This window comes from Micromonospora nigra, from assembly GCF_900091585.1.
Taxonomy (GTDB): Bacteria; Actinomycetota; Actinomycetes; order Mycobacteriales; family Micromonosporaceae; genus Micromonospora; species Micromonospora nigra.
In genome coordinates this window covers 839,743-853,750 of record NZ_FMHT01000003.1, presented here as the reverse complement: position 1 = coordinate 853,750, position 14,008 = coordinate 839,743, and the positions used below count along the sequence as shown (strand labels likewise).

Sequence of the window (14,008 nt, the reverse complement as noted above, 5' to 3'; positions counted from 1 at the left end):
ACAACCTTACAGTGCAAGGCTATACCTTACGGCGTAAGGTTGAGATGCGATGCTGAGGAGCGAGCGTGGAACGGAACGGTGTGGACGAGGTCGGAAAGCCGGGCACGGGGAAGCGGGTGTGCATCGTCGGTGCGTCCGGGAAGCTGGGGCGTTACATGGTGCAGCACGCCCTGGACCGGGGGTACGACGTTGTCGGTGTGTGCCGGGAGCAGAGCGTGCACAAGCTCGCCGGGTACGAGGGACGGATCACGGTGGTTCCCGGACCGACCGACGCCCCTGCGGTCATCGCGCGGGCGGTGAACGGGTGCGACGCCGTGCTCACCGTGCTGGTGCCGTGGGGGGTGAAGCGGTACGCCTCCGGCACCGCCCAGGCTGTGCTCGACCACGCCCGTCCGGGCGCCCGTCTGGTGTTCTCCTGCGGCTGGCACATCACCCGCGACGGGAAGGACGTGTACACCCGCACGTTCAGGGTCTCCGTGGCGGTGTTCGGGCGGCTGGCCAAGCTGGCCCGGTTCGTGGATGTGGACGACCAGGTGGAGGCGTGCCGAAGGATCTTCGCCAGCAACACCAACTGGACGGTCGTTCGTGGCAGCGACCTGGTGGAGAGCGAGAGTCAGGGCCTGCCGGTGTGGAGCCGGCACGTGGGTGACCCCGTCCTCGCGAGCAATCTGACCCCGCGGGTGGACTACGCCCGCTTCATGGTCGAGGCGGTCGAGAACGACGCCCTCGTCCGGGAGGCCCCGGCGATCGTCGGCCGGCTGACCCCGTCGGCCCTCGCGCACGCCGGTGGTCCGGCGTGAGCGGCGGATCCACGGTAGCCCCGCACGTCATGGGCAGGGGGCAAACCGTGACCGCCCCGAGGACACTCGCGAGGATCGCGGGGGCCCTGTACCTGGTCGTCGCCGTGTTCACCATCTTCGCCGGGCTGGTGAACACCCGCATCGTCGAGCCAGGGAACGCGGCGGTCACGGCCGACAACATCGCCACCTCGGCCACCCTGTTCCGCATCGGTCTCGTCAGCGAGTTGCTGGGGGCCACGGCCTTCCTGTCGACCGCCGTGGCCCTGTATCTCCTGCTCAAACATGTCAACCAGCTGGTGGCTGCCGTGATGGTCACCTTCGTGGCGGTCAGCGTGGCGATCCAGAGCCTGAACCTGCTCAACCAGCAGGCGGCCCTGACGATCGTCACCGGCCAGGGCTACGCGGACGCCTTCGGTCCGGCAGCCGCCGACCAGTTGGCGGTGCTGTTCGCCGACCTGCAGCACGACGGGTTCCTCATCGCCCAGACGTACTTCGGCCTGTGGCTGCTCCCGCTGGGCTACCTGGTCGTCAGGTCGGGCTACTTTCCCGCCGTGTTGGGCGGCCTGCTGGTGATCGGATGCCTCGGTCACCTCGTGGACGTGTTCGCGCGACTGCTCGCCCCCGACTTCGGCGCCGCCATCTCACCGTTCGCGATGACCCTCCCGGCGGTCGCGGAACTGGCGTTCATCGCGTGGCTGCTGGTCAAGGCCGTGCGGATTCCCGAACTCGACACGCGGACTCCGGCCGCCGCCCACTGAGCTGTGCGATGCGGGCGGCAGGGGCTTCCGGGCCGGATCGCCGATTGTCCAAGCCGTCGTCCCGGCCGCCGCACGCCCGGATGGCGCCTGCGCGTACCGGGGCAGCGTGTTCAACGCCTCCTTCCGGGTAAGCGACCGGCCCGCCCTCTGCTGGGGGCGGGCTAGAGAGGGGACACGGATGACATCGCACAGGGAGACTGGCTCTCCGCCGTCCGCGTCAGGCGGTGGTACCGCACACCGGGCCCGCGAGGCGGCCACTCGGGTGGGGCACGAGGCGGTCCAAGCCGGCGAAGGCGTCGCGCACGAGGCAGCCGAGCAGGGCAAGCACCTTGCCTCGGAGACCCGGCAACAGGCGTCCGGCCTGGTACGGGAAGCCTCATCGAAGGCCCGGTCGCAGGCCCAGCAGCAACAGAAGCGCGCTGCCGACAGTCTGCGCGCGCTGGGCACGGAGTTGCGGTCGATGGCTGACAGCGATCACGGTGGACCGGGTTCGCAGGTGGTCCGCCGAGGCGCGGACGTCGCCGAGCAGGCCGCCGGCTGGCTCGACGCTCGACAACCCGGCGACCTGGTCCGGGAGGTGCGCGAGTACGCCAGCCGGCACCCCGGAACGTTTCTCGCGGGCGCGGCCATAGCCGGACTGCTCGCCGGCCGACTGACTCGCGCCCTCGGTTCTGGCTCGGGACACGACGGTCACGAAGGCCACGGCGGTCACGGCGGTCACGGAGCCGGACGGGTATCCGGAGAAGTGCCCGCAGGGCAGCCGGGCGTGCCGGTGGTGACGCCGCTTCACGCGCCGCCGTCTCCGACCACGGCCACCGCGGTGCCGTCTCCGACCACGGCCACCACGGTGCGGCACGGCCCGACCGGCACCGAGGTGGGCCCGTGAGCACCTCACCCGCCAGCGCCCCCGGCGGCCCGGACAAGACCCAGGCCTCCTTCGGTGAACTGCTCTCCGACGCCAGTCGCAACTTCTCGCTGCTCATGCGGCAGGAGGTCGACCTGGCGAAGGCCGAACTGCGTGTGGAAGCACGCACCGCCGGTACTGCGGCGGGCCTGTTCGCCGCCGCCGCGATCGCGGCGCTGCTCACCCTGCTGTTCGTGTCGCATGCGCTGTGGTGGGGCCTGTCCAACGTGATGGACCAGGGGTGGGCGGCGTTGATCGTGGCCGTCCTGTGGGCCGTGGTCTGCGGCGTGCTCGCCTCGCGAGCCCGCACGCAGATGCGCGAGGTCGACGTGCTGACGCGCACCAGAGAGACGGCGCGCGACATACCGGACGCGGTCAGGGGCCGCTGACACGAGGGAGAGCCATCATGTCGAACGATCCGGACAGGATCCGGCGCGATATCGAGACCACCAGAGCCGAGCTGAGCGACGACGTCGACGCCATCGCCTACAAGGCCAACCCGCGCCGCATCGCCTCGGACCAGGCGACCCGCGCCCGCGGCCGGGTGAGCCATGCCGTCGACAAGGTCATGGGCACCGCCAGACACACGAAGGACAGCACCGTCTATCAAAGCTCCGCGGCCGCGCACCGGGTCTCCGATGCGGCCCACCATGGTGTGGAGCAAGCGACAGGTGCGGCACACGAGGCCTCGGACACGGTTTCCGGCATGGCACATCGTGGTGCGAACGCCGTCACGGGTGCGGCACACCAGGCGTCGGACGCGGTGTCCGCCGCAGGGCACCGTGCCCAGGCACTGGCTGAGGCATCCCGTGAGCGAGCCCAGGGCAATCCGCTTGCCGCGGGCCTCATCGCCTTCGGAGCCGGTCTGCTCGCCGCCTCGCTCATCCCGCCGAGCAGGAAGGAACGCGATCTCGCCGAACGGGCACAACACCAGCTGAAGGAGCACTCCGGCCAGGTCAAGCAACAGGCCGCCAATGTGATGCACCAGGTGCAGGACAACCTCCGCGAGCCCGCGCAGCAGGCGTCAGAAGCGCTGCGGTCCACCGCCGCAGAGAGCGCCGCAGCGATACGCGACACCGGCAGGGAGCAAGCCGGTCAGGTCCGGGATGACGCCCGAGACGCACCGCGAAGGGTGTAGTTCGTGGCCCTCACCCGTCCATCGCCGTCGCGGCTTCGTCTGGAAGCCGGGGGCGTCGGCATGCAGCGCGGCGCTGGTTGTCGACGCCCCGGCGTGACCATTCCAGTCACGCAGACAAATTCCGGCTCATGGGACATCTCGGACGGTGATACTGGAGGCATGAGAGCGAGGAAAGTTCCGAAGAAGCGGTGGCTGCCCCGGGCGCGCCGCCACGCGATGTGGCCCTTGACGGCAGCGGTGGCCGTCGCAGGAGCGGCCGGCGCCGCCGTGATGCGGCGACGCCGAGGCGCCAAGGGTGGCCATGCGGAACTCACACCGATCGGCCCCGATCCCCGCAAGACCGGCGCGTCCCCACCGGACCGCATCCCCATCCACGACGAGTTCAGCTCCGCACGTGACACCGCGCCGTAGACGCGCAGCCTGGCCGAGCGTGGACACGGCCTCCTCGGCCAGTCACCAGACGCTCATCGTGGGCAGGTCGTACACCACCTCCGCCGGGCGACCATCGCTCAGTCGGCAATCCGTCGCGTAGGCATCACCCTCAGTGAACCGAACTAGCGTCGGATGCGTGTCCGGAGCAGACGAACCGGCCGCCGGGTGGGACGGGGACGCGGTCGTCGCCACCGCCCGGCAGTTGGCCGAGACCGAGGGCTGGGCGGCGGTGACCGCCCGACGGCTTGCCGAGCACGCCGAGGTCGACCTCGGTGCCCTCTACCGGCGGTTCGCCGACCGGGAGGCGGTGGTCGCGGCGGTCGCGGTGGGCGGCTTCGCCGATCTGGCCGCCGCACTGGTGGCCGCCCGGTCGGCCGCCGACGGGGAGCACCGGGCCTGGTCCGCGGTGATGGCGGCATACCTCGACTTCGCGTACGCCAACCCCGAGGTGTACGACGCCATGTTCGCCCACACTCCCGACCTGACCCTTGGCGCGGAGCGGGTCCCCGAGACGATCGCGGCCACCTCCGACGAACTGCGGGCGGCCCTGGCCCCCCTGTGCGCCGGGCGGGACGCCGACACCCTGGCCGAGCTGGGCTGGAGCCTGCTGCACGGGCTGGTGATGCTGACCCGCGGCGGACGGCTGCGCCCGGAGGCGCAGGAGCAGCGGGAACGGATGCTCGGGGAGCGACTGTTCGGCCCGCCGTGAGGCGGCCGGGCGGCTGCGCCCGTGGCGGCGGGGAAAGCAGCCCATAATCACTCGTCGGGCTGCCGGGCCGTCCCCTACAGTCGCCGGGTGGCAGACGAGGGGCTGGCGATCGAGCCGGGGCGGGTGCTCGTGTTCGACGCCGACGACACGCTGTGGGAGAACAACCTTGTCTTCGAGCGGGTGATCGACGACTTCCTGGAGTGGCTCGCCCACCCCACCCTCGACCGGGCGGAGATCCGGGCGGTGCTCGACGACATCGAGCGGGCCAACGCGGTCGCGCACGGCTACGGCAGCAAGGTCTTCCTGCGCAGCCTCGGTGAGTGCCTGGAACGGTTGCGTCGTCGGCCCGCCACTGACGCGGAGCGTCGTGAGATCGGCCGGCTCGCCACCGCACTGGTGGAGCACCAGGTGGAACTGATGCCCGGCGTGGCGGACGCCCTCGACGAGTTGGCGGACCGGCACGAGCTGTTGCTGCTCACCAAGGGCGATGCGGAGGAGCAGCAGCGCAAGCTCGACGCCTGCGGGCTGCTGCACCACTTCCGTGCGGCGCACATCGTGCCGGAGAAGGACGTCGGGACGTACCGGTGGCTGAGCCGGGAGTACGGGTTCGCCCCCGCCGCCGGCTGGATGATCGGCAACTCGCCGCGCTCGGACATTCTGCCCGCCCGGGCGGCCGGGATGAACGCCGTGTTCATCCCCAACGACAACACCTGGGTGCTGGAGCACGACGAGCTGGATCCCACCGACCCCGGGATCCTGCACCTGGCCGCGTTCCCGGACCTGCTGCGGCACTTCTGACCCGCCGCCCGCCGCGACTCACCGGCTCCCCGAGCCCGGTTCTCACCGGCTTCTCCTGACCCTCGGTCGTTGTCGAACAGCGCACCCGGCCATGGCTGTGTTACGCGGACGTGCCGCTTTTTGACCTTGACGTCAATCACCGTTCGCGGACGGCCACATCCCTTGTCCGGCCTGCGGGAAAGCGCCTAGCCTGGGTCAGCGCCCGAGGCCCCTCGGGGTGGGCTGGAGGCGCGTGTCCGGTGGTCGGGCACCGTGGAGCTGAGTGCGGGCGGGCCCCCGGGTCGAGTCGAGCCGGCGTGGCCACCGCGCCACGCCCGCGGTTCGTCGGGTGATGCCCGCTGCGACCCCGGACGGCAAGGAGTCAGGACCGGGAAGTTGCGGACCCGGTCCTGACTCGTGCCCGCGGACAGAACCCGACCACCGGTGACCCACCTGCACCGAGCCCGACCGGCAGCGGCCGGGGTGCCGCCGGGCTCAGGAAACCTCGCCGCGCACGATGGCAACCGCCACCCGGCAGAACTCGTCCATGTCGGGCCGGAAACCGGCGGCGATGTCCGGGTGCAGGCCGGAGCGGGTCTCGTCGAGCAGCCGCTGGCACACCTGCTCCACCGGCTCGTCCGCGTAGCTGGCCCGCACCCGGTCGGCGGCGGCCTGCAACGCCGAGGTCAACTGGTCCTCCAGCGGTCCGCGCAGCTTCTCCTGCACCGGATCACGAGGGTCCAGCGTGACGTGTGGCTCCGACATCGGCGCTCCCTTCGTCGGCGTCCGCGATACCCGGCCGCGGCCGTCGGTCAAACCACGTTCGGTACGGCGGCGACCCGCACCTGGTACGAGTACTCCTCCGCCGGCTCCTCGCGGTAGGACAACCGGCGGATCTGCCGGTCGTCCTCGTAGAGGGCGACGTCGACCAGGACCCCGAGGTGGGCCAGCCCGATGGTGGCCACCCGCTTCTTGTCCTGCAACACCGCACACACCCCGCCGAGCAGGGTGCTGGCGTCGGAGGTGCGGTGCCCCGGCGGGCAGCGCAGGGTCAGGTCGACCTCGACCGGCCCGCCCAGCGGCGTCCACCCGGTGCGCTGGGCCGCGGTGCAGGCCGCCTGGAGCAGGGCGCGGACCCTTGTCGCCTGCCGATGCCCGGCAGCGAAGATGGACAACGCCTCGGTCTTGACCGGTGGCAGGCCGCTCACCTCGAACATCAGGGCGAGAGCGCGGGTGTCCTGCACCACGACGACACCTCCTCGTTGGGGACGATCCTGCCCAAGCGGTGAACCGGCGAAGGAATGTTCCCGCGAGAACCAACCGATCGGGCGGGCTGGGGTCGGCCGGAGGCGTATCGACGGCGGCGGCGTACGCGCTGGCTGCGGAGTTAGGGAAACGCTAGTCCACCTGGCCCCGCGTGGGTAGCTCCGCCGCTCACTGGATGGGACGCGGGGCGGACCCGGCGCCCGCGCGCCCGGCGCGGCGACCGTCGTTCGAGGGTCAGTGGCGGCCCCGCTTGAGCTCGTGGAAGGTGCCCAGCCGGAGCAGGGGGAGGAGGCTGTCCCAGAGGGTCAGGGCGTCGTCGGTGTCGGGCACCTCGGTGAGGATCGGCCCGTGCACGCCCCGGTCGACACCGGGCACCATCAGCACGGGCGAGCCGATGTCCGGCCCGGCCGAGGCGTACGCCAGGGCGTGCGACTCGCGTACCGCCTCGTCCCAGCGGGGATCGTCGAGCGCCGCCGCCGCGTCGACCAGGCCGGCCGCCTCCACGGCCGTGTCGACCAGCTTCGGCGACAGCGGGTTGCCCTCGTCGTGGGTGCTCGCGCCCAGGCTGGTGTAGAAGTGGCCGGCGTCGTCGTGCCGACCCTCGGCACGCAGCGCCTCCACCAGCCGCAGGGCCCGCTCGGAGCCGGCCAGGCCCTCCGCGTACTCGGGCGGGAAGTCGCCGCCGGAGAGGATGCACAGGCTGAACGCCCGCCACTCGATGCGCAGGCCGCGGGCGTCGGCCACGGCGACCAGCCAGCGTGAGGTGCGCCAGGACCAGGGGCAGGACGGGTCGAAGAAGAAGGTGACGTCCATCGGTCGAGCGTAGGCGGACGTCCGCCGGTTCGCTCGCCGCGACGCGGGTCGCGACGCCCGGCGGGCGTCTGTGAACCGGTCGGTGACGCCCGGCGGGCGTCCGTGGACCCGCGTCGCCGGAGGTTCAGCGCTGCGGATGCCACTGGAGTCGGGGCGGCAGGCCGACGAAGTCGGCGTACCGGGCCACGGCCTGCTCGACCCGGGTGCGGGTGGCCGCGTCGAGGTCGACCAGCGGGTGCACGGCCACCGTCACCCGGGTCTTGGCGAGGGTGCGTCTCCACGTGCCGACCACCCGCCCGGCGCGGACCACGGTGGCCTGGAAGACGCCGTTGCCGCCGGGAATGATGGCCTGCTTGTGTGCCGGGTCGAGCATGAGCGCGCGGTCCTTGAAGCCGAGGAGGTACTCGTCGAACCCGGGCAGCGTCCACACCTCGTCGACGGGCTGGCGGGGCGCGTCCAGCAGGGCCGGGTCGAGCCACCCCTCGACGCCGTCGATCTCGACGGCCGCCAGGGCGGCCCCCGCGGCGGCGACGGCCCGCTTCGCGTCGGCCGCCGTCAGGCCCGTCCAGCCGGCGAAGTCCTGCCGGGTGGTGGGGCCGTGGCTGCGGAAGTAGCGCACCGCCAGCGTGGCCAGGGCCTCGTCGCGCTCGGGGTGGCGCTGGTCGGGGGCCCACTCGTCGAGCAGGACGAACGTCTGCTCCGTGCCGACGTTCGGGGCCAGGCAGGTCACGCCGGTCTGACTCGCGTACCACAACAGGTGGTACGCACGCTGACCGGCGCCGTCGATGCCGGCGGCGACCAGCGCCGCCACGCACTGCGCCCGGGTGAGCCGGCCACCGCCGGCCAGGGCGGTGCCGAGCACGTCGACCGCCCGGTCGGCGTCCACCTCCGACAAGCCGAGGAACTCGCGGCGACGGGCGGCACCCGCCAGCGCCCGCACCCCGGTCAGCTCCACCATCCACCGGGCGTCGCGGGGCGGCACGAGGTGGATGGTGCCCCGCATCGGCCAGGTGCGCAGCGCCTCACGCCGCTCCAGCGCGACCTGCACGTCGGCACGGGTGCGCCCCGGCAGGCGCACGCCCAGCGACCACTCGCCGCTCGCCGCGTCCTGCGACTGCATCGCGCCGAACCACTCCACCACGCCGGCCACGGTGTCGGGTGGGGCAACCGGGTGCGGGCGCAGCAGCAGGCTGGTCATCCGCAGCGCGAGTGCCTCGGCTGCGGTGAGGGCGACGGGCATCTGGCCTCCTTGCCGGGGCGGGTGGGGCCAGCCTAGGAGCTGCCACCGACAACCCGGCCGGAAGTCGCCACCGACGACCCGGGCAGGCATGAACACGGCGCGGGTGGGGAAGCGGCGGCAACCGGAGCACCCACCCACCCACGCCCGCACGGAGGACCGAGATGGCCGCATCCCACGAACCGGTCCCGGGAGCCGGCACACCGGCCCGTCCCGTCCCGTCGACGCCGACGCGTGCCAAGACCAGCGCCGCCGCCGCGTTCGCGCTGGTCTTCGGGGTGGCCGGCCTGCTCAGCGTGCTGACCGCGATCCTGGCCTGGATCGGGCTGGTGCTCGGCATCATCGGGGTGATCCTGGGCATCCTCGGCTTCAGGATGGCCGGCCGGCCGGGTGTCACCGGTCGGCTGGTGGCGATCGGTGGCCTCGTGCTCAGCGCCCTGGCCGTGCTGCTCGGCCTGGCCCTGGCCGCCGGGATGACCACCTTCGTCAACAACGAGGACGCCGTGGACCGCCTCCAGGAACGGGTCGACGACCTGCGGGACGCCCGCGACCGGTGAGTGCGGGCGAGCGGCTCCCCTGATCGCGCTGCGCCAGCGTCGTTGCCGGCGGAGCGCGATCCCCCGTTCAGGCCACCGATGCCGGCGGCTGCCGTCGGCGGCGGTGGCACCAGGATCTCCCGGTCCGGGGCCGCCGGCACGGACCCGCGACCGAACTTGCAGAAAACTTGAGTCGCCGGCCCGTCGATCAGGCCGGGCCGGCAGCGGCGGTGTTTGCCGCGACAACTATCGGGTAGTCGCCGGAGCTGACCCAGACGAGGAGGACCACATCCGATGGCTGACCCGATCAAGGTCGCGGTGATCTACTACAGCGCGACCGGCATCACGTACCAGATGGCCCAGGCGGCCTGCGAGGCCGCCGGCGAGGCGGGCGCCGAGGTGCGGCTGCGCAAGGTCCGGGAACTGGCGCCCGACGAGGCGATCCGTTCCAACAGCGGCTGGCAGGCCCACCGCCTGGAGACACAGGACGTCATGGAGGCCGAGCCGGACGACCTGTCCTGGGCCGACGTCGTCGTCTTCGGCTCGCCGACCCGGTACGGAATGATCGCCGCCCAGCTCAAGCAGTTCATCGACACCACCGGTCCGCTGTGGGCCAACGGCGCGCTGGCGAACAAGGTGTACGCGGGGTTCACCTCCACCGCCACCGAGCACGGCGGGCAGGAGTCGACGCTGCTGTCGCTGTTCACGGTCTTCTACCACTGGGGTGGCATCGTGGTCACCCCCGGTTACACCGACCCGAGCCAGTTCGTCGCCGGCAACCCGTACGGCGCGTCGCACACCAGCAACAACGGGGAGATCCCCCCGGACCACAAGGCGCTGGCCGCCACGGCGCTGACCGTCAAGCGGGCGGTGCAGATCGGCCGTGCCCTCACCCAGGGCATGGCGCGCTGACCGTGCGGCGACCGGCGGCCCGGGCGGGGGCTCTCGACCCGTCCGGACCGCCGGTCACCGGCTGCGCTACCCCCGATCGTCGCGACTATGCGCGGCCCGTCGCGGACAGTTCGCCGGCCGCCGCCGGCAGCAGCCCGGTCACCAGGTCGGCCAGCACGTCCAGCCCGTCCGGGCTGAGCACCGACTCGGGGTGGAACTGCACACCGGCGAAGCCGCGCCCACGCAGCGCGTGTACCGCGCCGTCGGTCGCGTCGCGGGCCAGCTCCACCTCGCCGTACGCGCTGCCGCGCCGGTCGGCGTCCGCGCGGGCCGTGAAGGTGGAGTAGAACCCGACGCGGCGGGGCCGGCCGAACACCTCGACCTCCCGCTGGAGCCCCTGGTAGGGCGCGTCGCGGCGGTGCAGCGGCAGGCCGAGCAGCCCGGCGAGCAGCTGGTGGCCCAGGCACACCGCCAGGGTGGGACGGCCGTCGGCCAGCAGCCGGGCCAACAGCTTGCGCAGCGCCACCATCTTCGGCTCGTCCCCGCCCGGATCGCCCGGCCCCGGACCGACGACCACCAGGTCGTACCCGTCGACCGGCCCGGCCACGTGCCACGGCCGTACGGTCACCGCGAGGCCCAGGGCACCGAGCTGATGGGCCAGCATGCCGGTGAAGGTGTCCTCGCCGTCCACGATCAGTGCCCGCCGCCCGTCCAGCCCCGGCAGCGCCGTCGCGTCCGGGTCGCGCTGGTCCAGCCAGAACCGGGCCAGGGGCGCGTTGCGGGCGGCCAGCGCGGCGCGTACCCGAGGATCGTCGGCCAGGCGCGACGCGGACCCGGCGGCGGGCGCGGCGGCCTGCGGGCCCAGACCCAGCGCGGCGAGCACCCCGGCGGCCTTGGCGTGGGTCTCGGCGACCTCCCCGGCGGCGGTGGAGTGGCGCACCAGCGTCGCGCCGACCGGCACCCGCAACCGCCCGTCGGGGGAGATCTCGGCGGTGCGGATCAGGATGGGCGCGTCCAGGGTCTGCCGGCCGGCGTCGTCGTGGCCCAGCAGCGCCAGCACCCCCGCGTAGTAGCGGCGGCCGGTGTGCTCGTGCCGGGCGATCACCCGGCAGGCGTTCTCCATCGGGCTGCCGGTCACCGTGGGCGCGAACATCGTCTCGCGCAGCACCTCCCGCACGTCCCTGGTGCCGCGCCCGGCCAACAGGTACTCGGTGTGGGTCAGGTGCGACATCTCCTTGAGGTACGGCCCGACGACCTGCCCGCCGCGTTCGGCGACGCCCGCCATCATCTTCAGCTCCTCGTCGAGCACCATGTACAGCTCCTCGACCTCCTTCGGGTCGGCGAGGAAGCGCAGCAGCCGATCCGGGTCGGCGCCGGCGTCGCCGTGGCGGAAGGTGCCGCTGATCGGGTTCATCATGACCAGCCCGTCGTCGACGCTGACGTGCCGCTCCGGGCTGGCCCCGACCAGCGTCCGCGGGCCCGTGTGCACCACGAACGTCCAGTACGCGCCCCGCTCGCGCAGCAGCAGCGAGCGCACCGCGGCCAGCGCCGCCAGCAGCGGCGGGCCCTGCACGGCGGCGTGCAGGGTGCGGTGGATCACGAAGTTCGCGCCCTCGCCCCGGCCGATCTCCTCGGTGAGCACCCGGCCGACCGTGGCGGCGTAGCTGTCGTCGTCGACGTCGAAGGCGGCCTCGACGGCCCGCACGGGCGTGTCGGGCAGCGCGGCCAGCGCATCGGCGAACTTCACCCGTTCGTGCCGCTCGACACGCAGGCACTCCAGCGGCACGCCGTCGTCCACACAGGCGAAGCCGCGCTCGGCGACCTGCCGGTAGGGCACCAGCGCCAGCGTGCGGGGGCCGGACCCGCCCCCGGGCAGCGGGATGTCGGCGAGCCGACCGACGGTGGTCACGGGACCGGTGAACAGGTCCAGGTGGTCGGCGCCCTCGCGGCGGACCAGGGCGAACGGTCCGGGGTCCGCGCCGGTGACGGCGGCGGCGATAAGGGCGCTCAGGTGGGTCATCGGGTCTCCTCGGTGCCGGAGGCCGCCGGTGGGGCGGCCCGGGGAACCGGAAGAGACCGGCGGCCGCCTCGTCGGGCGGCCGCGTGGGGAAGCTACGCGCGGAAGGTGGCCGCCGGGTCGGCGGGCCACCAGCAGGACAGGTGCGCGGGCATGAATCCACCCTACGCCGTCGTCGCCGGGCCGGGAAGCCGATCGGGGGGGCCGTCCGACGGCGTCGCCGCGCGTCGCCGGGTAACTTGACCGACGATGAACATTCTCGCGCTGGACCTGGGCACCTCGTCGGTACGCGGACTCGTGCTGGACGCCGACGCCCGTCCGCTGCCGGGTGCGCTGGCCCGACGCAGGGTGAGACTCACCGTCGGCGACGACGGGGCCGGCACCCTCGACGCCCGCCGTTACCTGGCCTGCTTCGTCGAGTGCCTGGACGAGTTGTCCGCCGCCGGCCACCTGCGGGGTGTCGAACTGGTCGCCACCAGCGCCCAGTGGCACTCCGTGCTGCCGCTGGACGCCGCCGGTGAGCCGTTGGGCCCCGTGCTGACCTGGCTGGACACCCGGCCCGAGCCGCCGGCCGGGGTGACCGGTCCGGCCGACGCCGCCGCCTTCCACCAGCGCACCGGCGCCTGGTGGCACCGCTGCTACTGGTCGGTGCGCCTGCCGTGGCTGCGCGACCGGGCCGGCTCGACGGTGGCCCGCTTCACCGGTCTGGTCGAGTACGTCTTCGCCGAACTGCTCACCCAGGCACCCATGTCCGTCTCCCAGGCGTCCGGCACCGGCATGCTCGACCTGAGCACGTTGGGCTGGGACGAGGAGGCGCGCGCCCTGGCCGGCGTCGAGCCGGGGGAGCTGCCGGAGCTGGCCCCGGCGGGCTGGCGGGGCCGGCTGCGCCCCGGGCCCGCGCGCCGCTGGCCCGACCTGGCCGGGGCTGGCTGGGCCACGCCCGTCGGCGACGGTGCCGCCTCCAACGTGGGGTCCGGCTGCGTGGACGCCGGCCACGCCGCCGTCACCGTCGGCACCTCCGCGGCCGTACGCCTGCTGCAACGCATGCCGGCGCACGCGCCGCTGCCCCCGCTGCCGCACCAGCTGTGGCGCTACCGGGTCGACCACGACCACGTGGTGACCGGGGCGGCGTACTCCTCTGGGGGGAACCTGTTCGCGTGGGCCAACCGTGAGCTGCGGCTGCCCTCGGGGGCCGCGCTGGACGCGGCGCTGGCGCAGATCCCGCCCGGCGGCGGCCGTCCGGCCAACGTCCGCTTCGGTGGGGACCGGCCCCCGGGCCGGGCGCCGGCGGGCTCGGGGGAGCTGCGCGGGCTCGGCTTCGGCACGTCCTCGGTGGAGATCCTGGCCGGGCTGATGGCGGGCCTGTGCGAGCTGGTCGCCGACGACCTGGCGTTGCTGGAGCACACCGTCGACCGGACGGTGGAGGTCGTGCTGGGCGGCGGCGCGGTGGCGGCCTCCCCGTGGTGGCGGCAGGCGTTCGCGGCGCGGCTGGCCCCGAGGACGGTGGCTCACCAACGCAACCCGGAGATCGGGGCGACCGGGGCGGCGCTGTTGGCGTCGGGCCGGGTGGACGACGCGGTGGCGCTCGGCGGCATCGGCCGGACGGATGATCATCCCTCGCCGACCACGTCAGCCGGTGGCGGTCGGCCGTACCCTTCCTGAACCCCTCCTCAGGCCGAGCCGTTGACAGAGGCCCCTGGCCTGGTTGGATGGACTGCGCTCCCCCGGGT

General features: G+C 73.2%; 15 protein-coding genes. 10 read left to right on the top strand and 5 right to left on the bottom strand.

Features of this window, described 5'->3' with window-relative positions:
* Positions 1–65: 65 nt before the first annotated feature.
* From GA0070616_RS03185 to GA0070616_RS03155, 7 genes are all read left to right on the top strand, one after another.
* Positions 66–800: an NAD(P)-dependent oxidoreductase gene (locus tag GA0070616_RS03185; protein WP_425412920.1), complete on the top strand. Its 735-nt coding sequence runs from the start codon at positions 66–68 to the stop codon at positions 798–800.
* Positions 801–847: 47 nt separating this feature from the next.
* Complete coding sequence (locus GA0070616_RS03180) at positions 848–1,558, top strand: DUF4386 domain-containing protein (protein WP_091075927.1); 711 nt, start codon at positions 848–850, stop codon at positions 1,556–1,558.
* Between the two features lie 262 nt (positions 1,559–1,820).
* Positions 1,821–2,444 carry a hypothetical protein gene (locus GA0070616_RS27450; protein ID WP_139128835.1) on the top strand — a complete coding sequence of 208 codons (624 nt, stop codon included), beginning with the start codon at positions 1,821–1,823 and terminating at the stop codon, positions 2,442–2,444.
* Entirely contained in the window at positions 2,441–2,851 is a 411-nt protein-coding gene (locus GA0070616_RS03170; protein ID WP_245712637.1) for a phage holin family protein, read from the top strand. The genes GA0070616_RS27450 and GA0070616_RS03170 overlap by 4 nt, the downstream gene beginning before the upstream one ends.
* 17 nt (positions 2,852–2,868) lie before the next feature.
* Entirely contained in the window at positions 2,869–3,600 is a 732-nt protein-coding gene (locus GA0070616_RS03165) for a DUF3618 domain-containing protein (RefSeq protein WP_091075920.1), read from the top strand.
* Between the two features lie 568 nt (positions 3,601–4,168).
* Positions 4,169–4,741: a TetR/AcrR family transcriptional regulator gene (locus GA0070616_RS03160; protein ID WP_091075917.1), complete on the top strand. Its 573-nt coding sequence runs from the start codon at positions 4,169–4,171 to the stop codon at positions 4,739–4,741.
* Between the two features lie 123 nt (positions 4,742–4,864).
* Positions 4,865–5,539, top strand: a complete 675-nt coding sequence (locus GA0070616_RS03155; protein WP_091089754.1) for an HAD family hydrolase — start codon at positions 4,865–4,867, stop codon at positions 5,537–5,539.
* 474 nt (positions 5,540–6,013) lie between these two features.
* On the opposite strand, the gene GA0070616_RS03150 is transcribed toward GA0070616_RS03155, so the two are convergent.
* From GA0070616_RS03150 to GA0070616_RS03135, 4 genes are all read right to left on the bottom strand, one after another.
* On the bottom strand, positions 6,014–6,283 hold the full coding sequence (locus tag GA0070616_RS03150) for a hypothetical protein (protein ID WP_091075913.1): 270 nt from the start codon (positions 6,281–6,283) through the stop codon (positions 6,014–6,016).
* 47 nt (positions 6,284–6,330) lie between these two features.
* Positions 6,331–6,762 (bottom strand): RusA family crossover junction endodeoxyribonuclease, encoded by a 432-nt coding sequence (locus GA0070616_RS03145; protein WP_091089751.1) that lies wholly within the window; start codon positions 6,760–6,762, stop codon positions 6,331–6,333.
* A 256-nt stretch (positions 6,763–7,018) separates the two neighbouring features.
* Positions 7,019–7,597 (bottom strand): DsbA family protein, encoded by a 579-nt coding sequence (locus GA0070616_RS03140; protein ID WP_091075910.1) that lies wholly within the window; start codon positions 7,595–7,597, stop codon positions 7,019–7,021.
* Positions 7,598–7,721: 124 nt separating this feature from the next.
* A complete protein-coding gene (locus tag GA0070616_RS03135) occupies positions 7,722–8,837 on the bottom strand; it encodes a winged helix DNA-binding domain-containing protein (protein WP_245712636.1) in 1,116 nt (371 codons plus the stop codon).
* A gap of 161 nt (positions 8,838–8,998) precedes the next feature.
* Here GA0070616_RS03135 and GA0070616_RS03130 point away from each other — a divergent pair, with 161 nt between their 5' ends.
* Positions 8,999–9,391, top strand: a complete 393-nt coding sequence (locus GA0070616_RS03130) for a DUF4190 domain-containing protein (protein ID WP_091075908.1) — start codon at positions 8,999–9,001, stop codon at positions 9,389–9,391.
* A 273-nt stretch (positions 9,392–9,664) separates the two neighbouring features.
* The gene (wrbA, locus tag GA0070616_RS03125; RefSeq protein ID WP_091075905.1) at positions 9,665–10,282 is read left to right on the top strand and encodes an NAD(P)H:quinone oxidoreductase; all 618 of its coding nucleotides are present in this window, start codon (positions 9,665–9,667) and stop codon (positions 10,280–10,282) included.
* 85 nt (positions 10,283–10,367) lie between these two features.
* On the opposite strand, the gene GA0070616_RS03120 is transcribed toward wrbA, so the two are convergent.
* Entirely contained in the window at positions 10,368–12,281 is a 1,914-nt protein-coding gene (locus tag GA0070616_RS03120; protein WP_091075902.1) for a chorismate-binding protein, read from the bottom strand.
* Positions 12,282–12,527: 246 nt separating this feature from the next.
* On the opposite strand from GA0070616_RS03120, the gene GA0070616_RS03115 reads away from it, so the two are divergent.
* On the top strand, positions 12,528–13,940 hold the full coding sequence (locus GA0070616_RS03115; protein ID WP_091075898.1) for an FGGY family carbohydrate kinase: 1,413 nt from the start codon (positions 12,528–12,530) through the stop codon (positions 13,938–13,940).
* Positions 13,941–14,008 lie beyond the last annotated feature (68 nt).

Bases quoted from the DNA above. Each gene is read 5' to 3' on its own strand.
- GA0070616_RS03140 (WP_091075910.1), bottom strand. From the start codon at position 7,597: ATGGACGTCACCTTCTTCTTCGACCCGTCCTGCCCCTGGTCCTGGCGC.
- GA0070616_RS03135 (WP_245712636.1), bottom strand. From the start codon at position 8,837: ATGCCCGTCGCCCTCACCGCAGCCGAGGCACTCGCGCTGCGGATGACC.
- wrbA (WP_091075905.1), top strand. From the start codon at position 9,665: ATGGCTGACCCGATCAAGGTCGCGGTGATCTACTACAGCGCGACCGGC.
- GA0070616_RS03165 (WP_091075920.1), top strand. From the start codon at position 2,869: ATGTCGAACGATCCGGACAGGATCCGGCGCGATATCGAGACCACCAGA.
- GA0070616_RS03150 (WP_091075913.1), bottom strand. From the start codon at position 6,283: ATGTCGGAGCCACACGTCACGCTGGACCCTCGTGATCCGGTGCAGGAG.
- GA0070616_RS03130 (WP_091075908.1), top strand. From the start codon at position 8,999: ATGGCCGCATCCCACGAACCGGTCCCGGGAGCCGGCACACCGGCCCGT.
- GA0070616_RS03120 (WP_091075902.1), bottom strand. From the start codon at position 12,281: ATGACCCACCTGAGCGCCCTTATCGCCGCCGCCGTCACCGGCGCGGAC.
- GA0070616_RS03115 (WP_091075898.1), top strand. From the start codon at position 12,528: ATGAACATTCTCGCGCTGGACCTGGGCACCTCGTCGGTACGCGGACTC.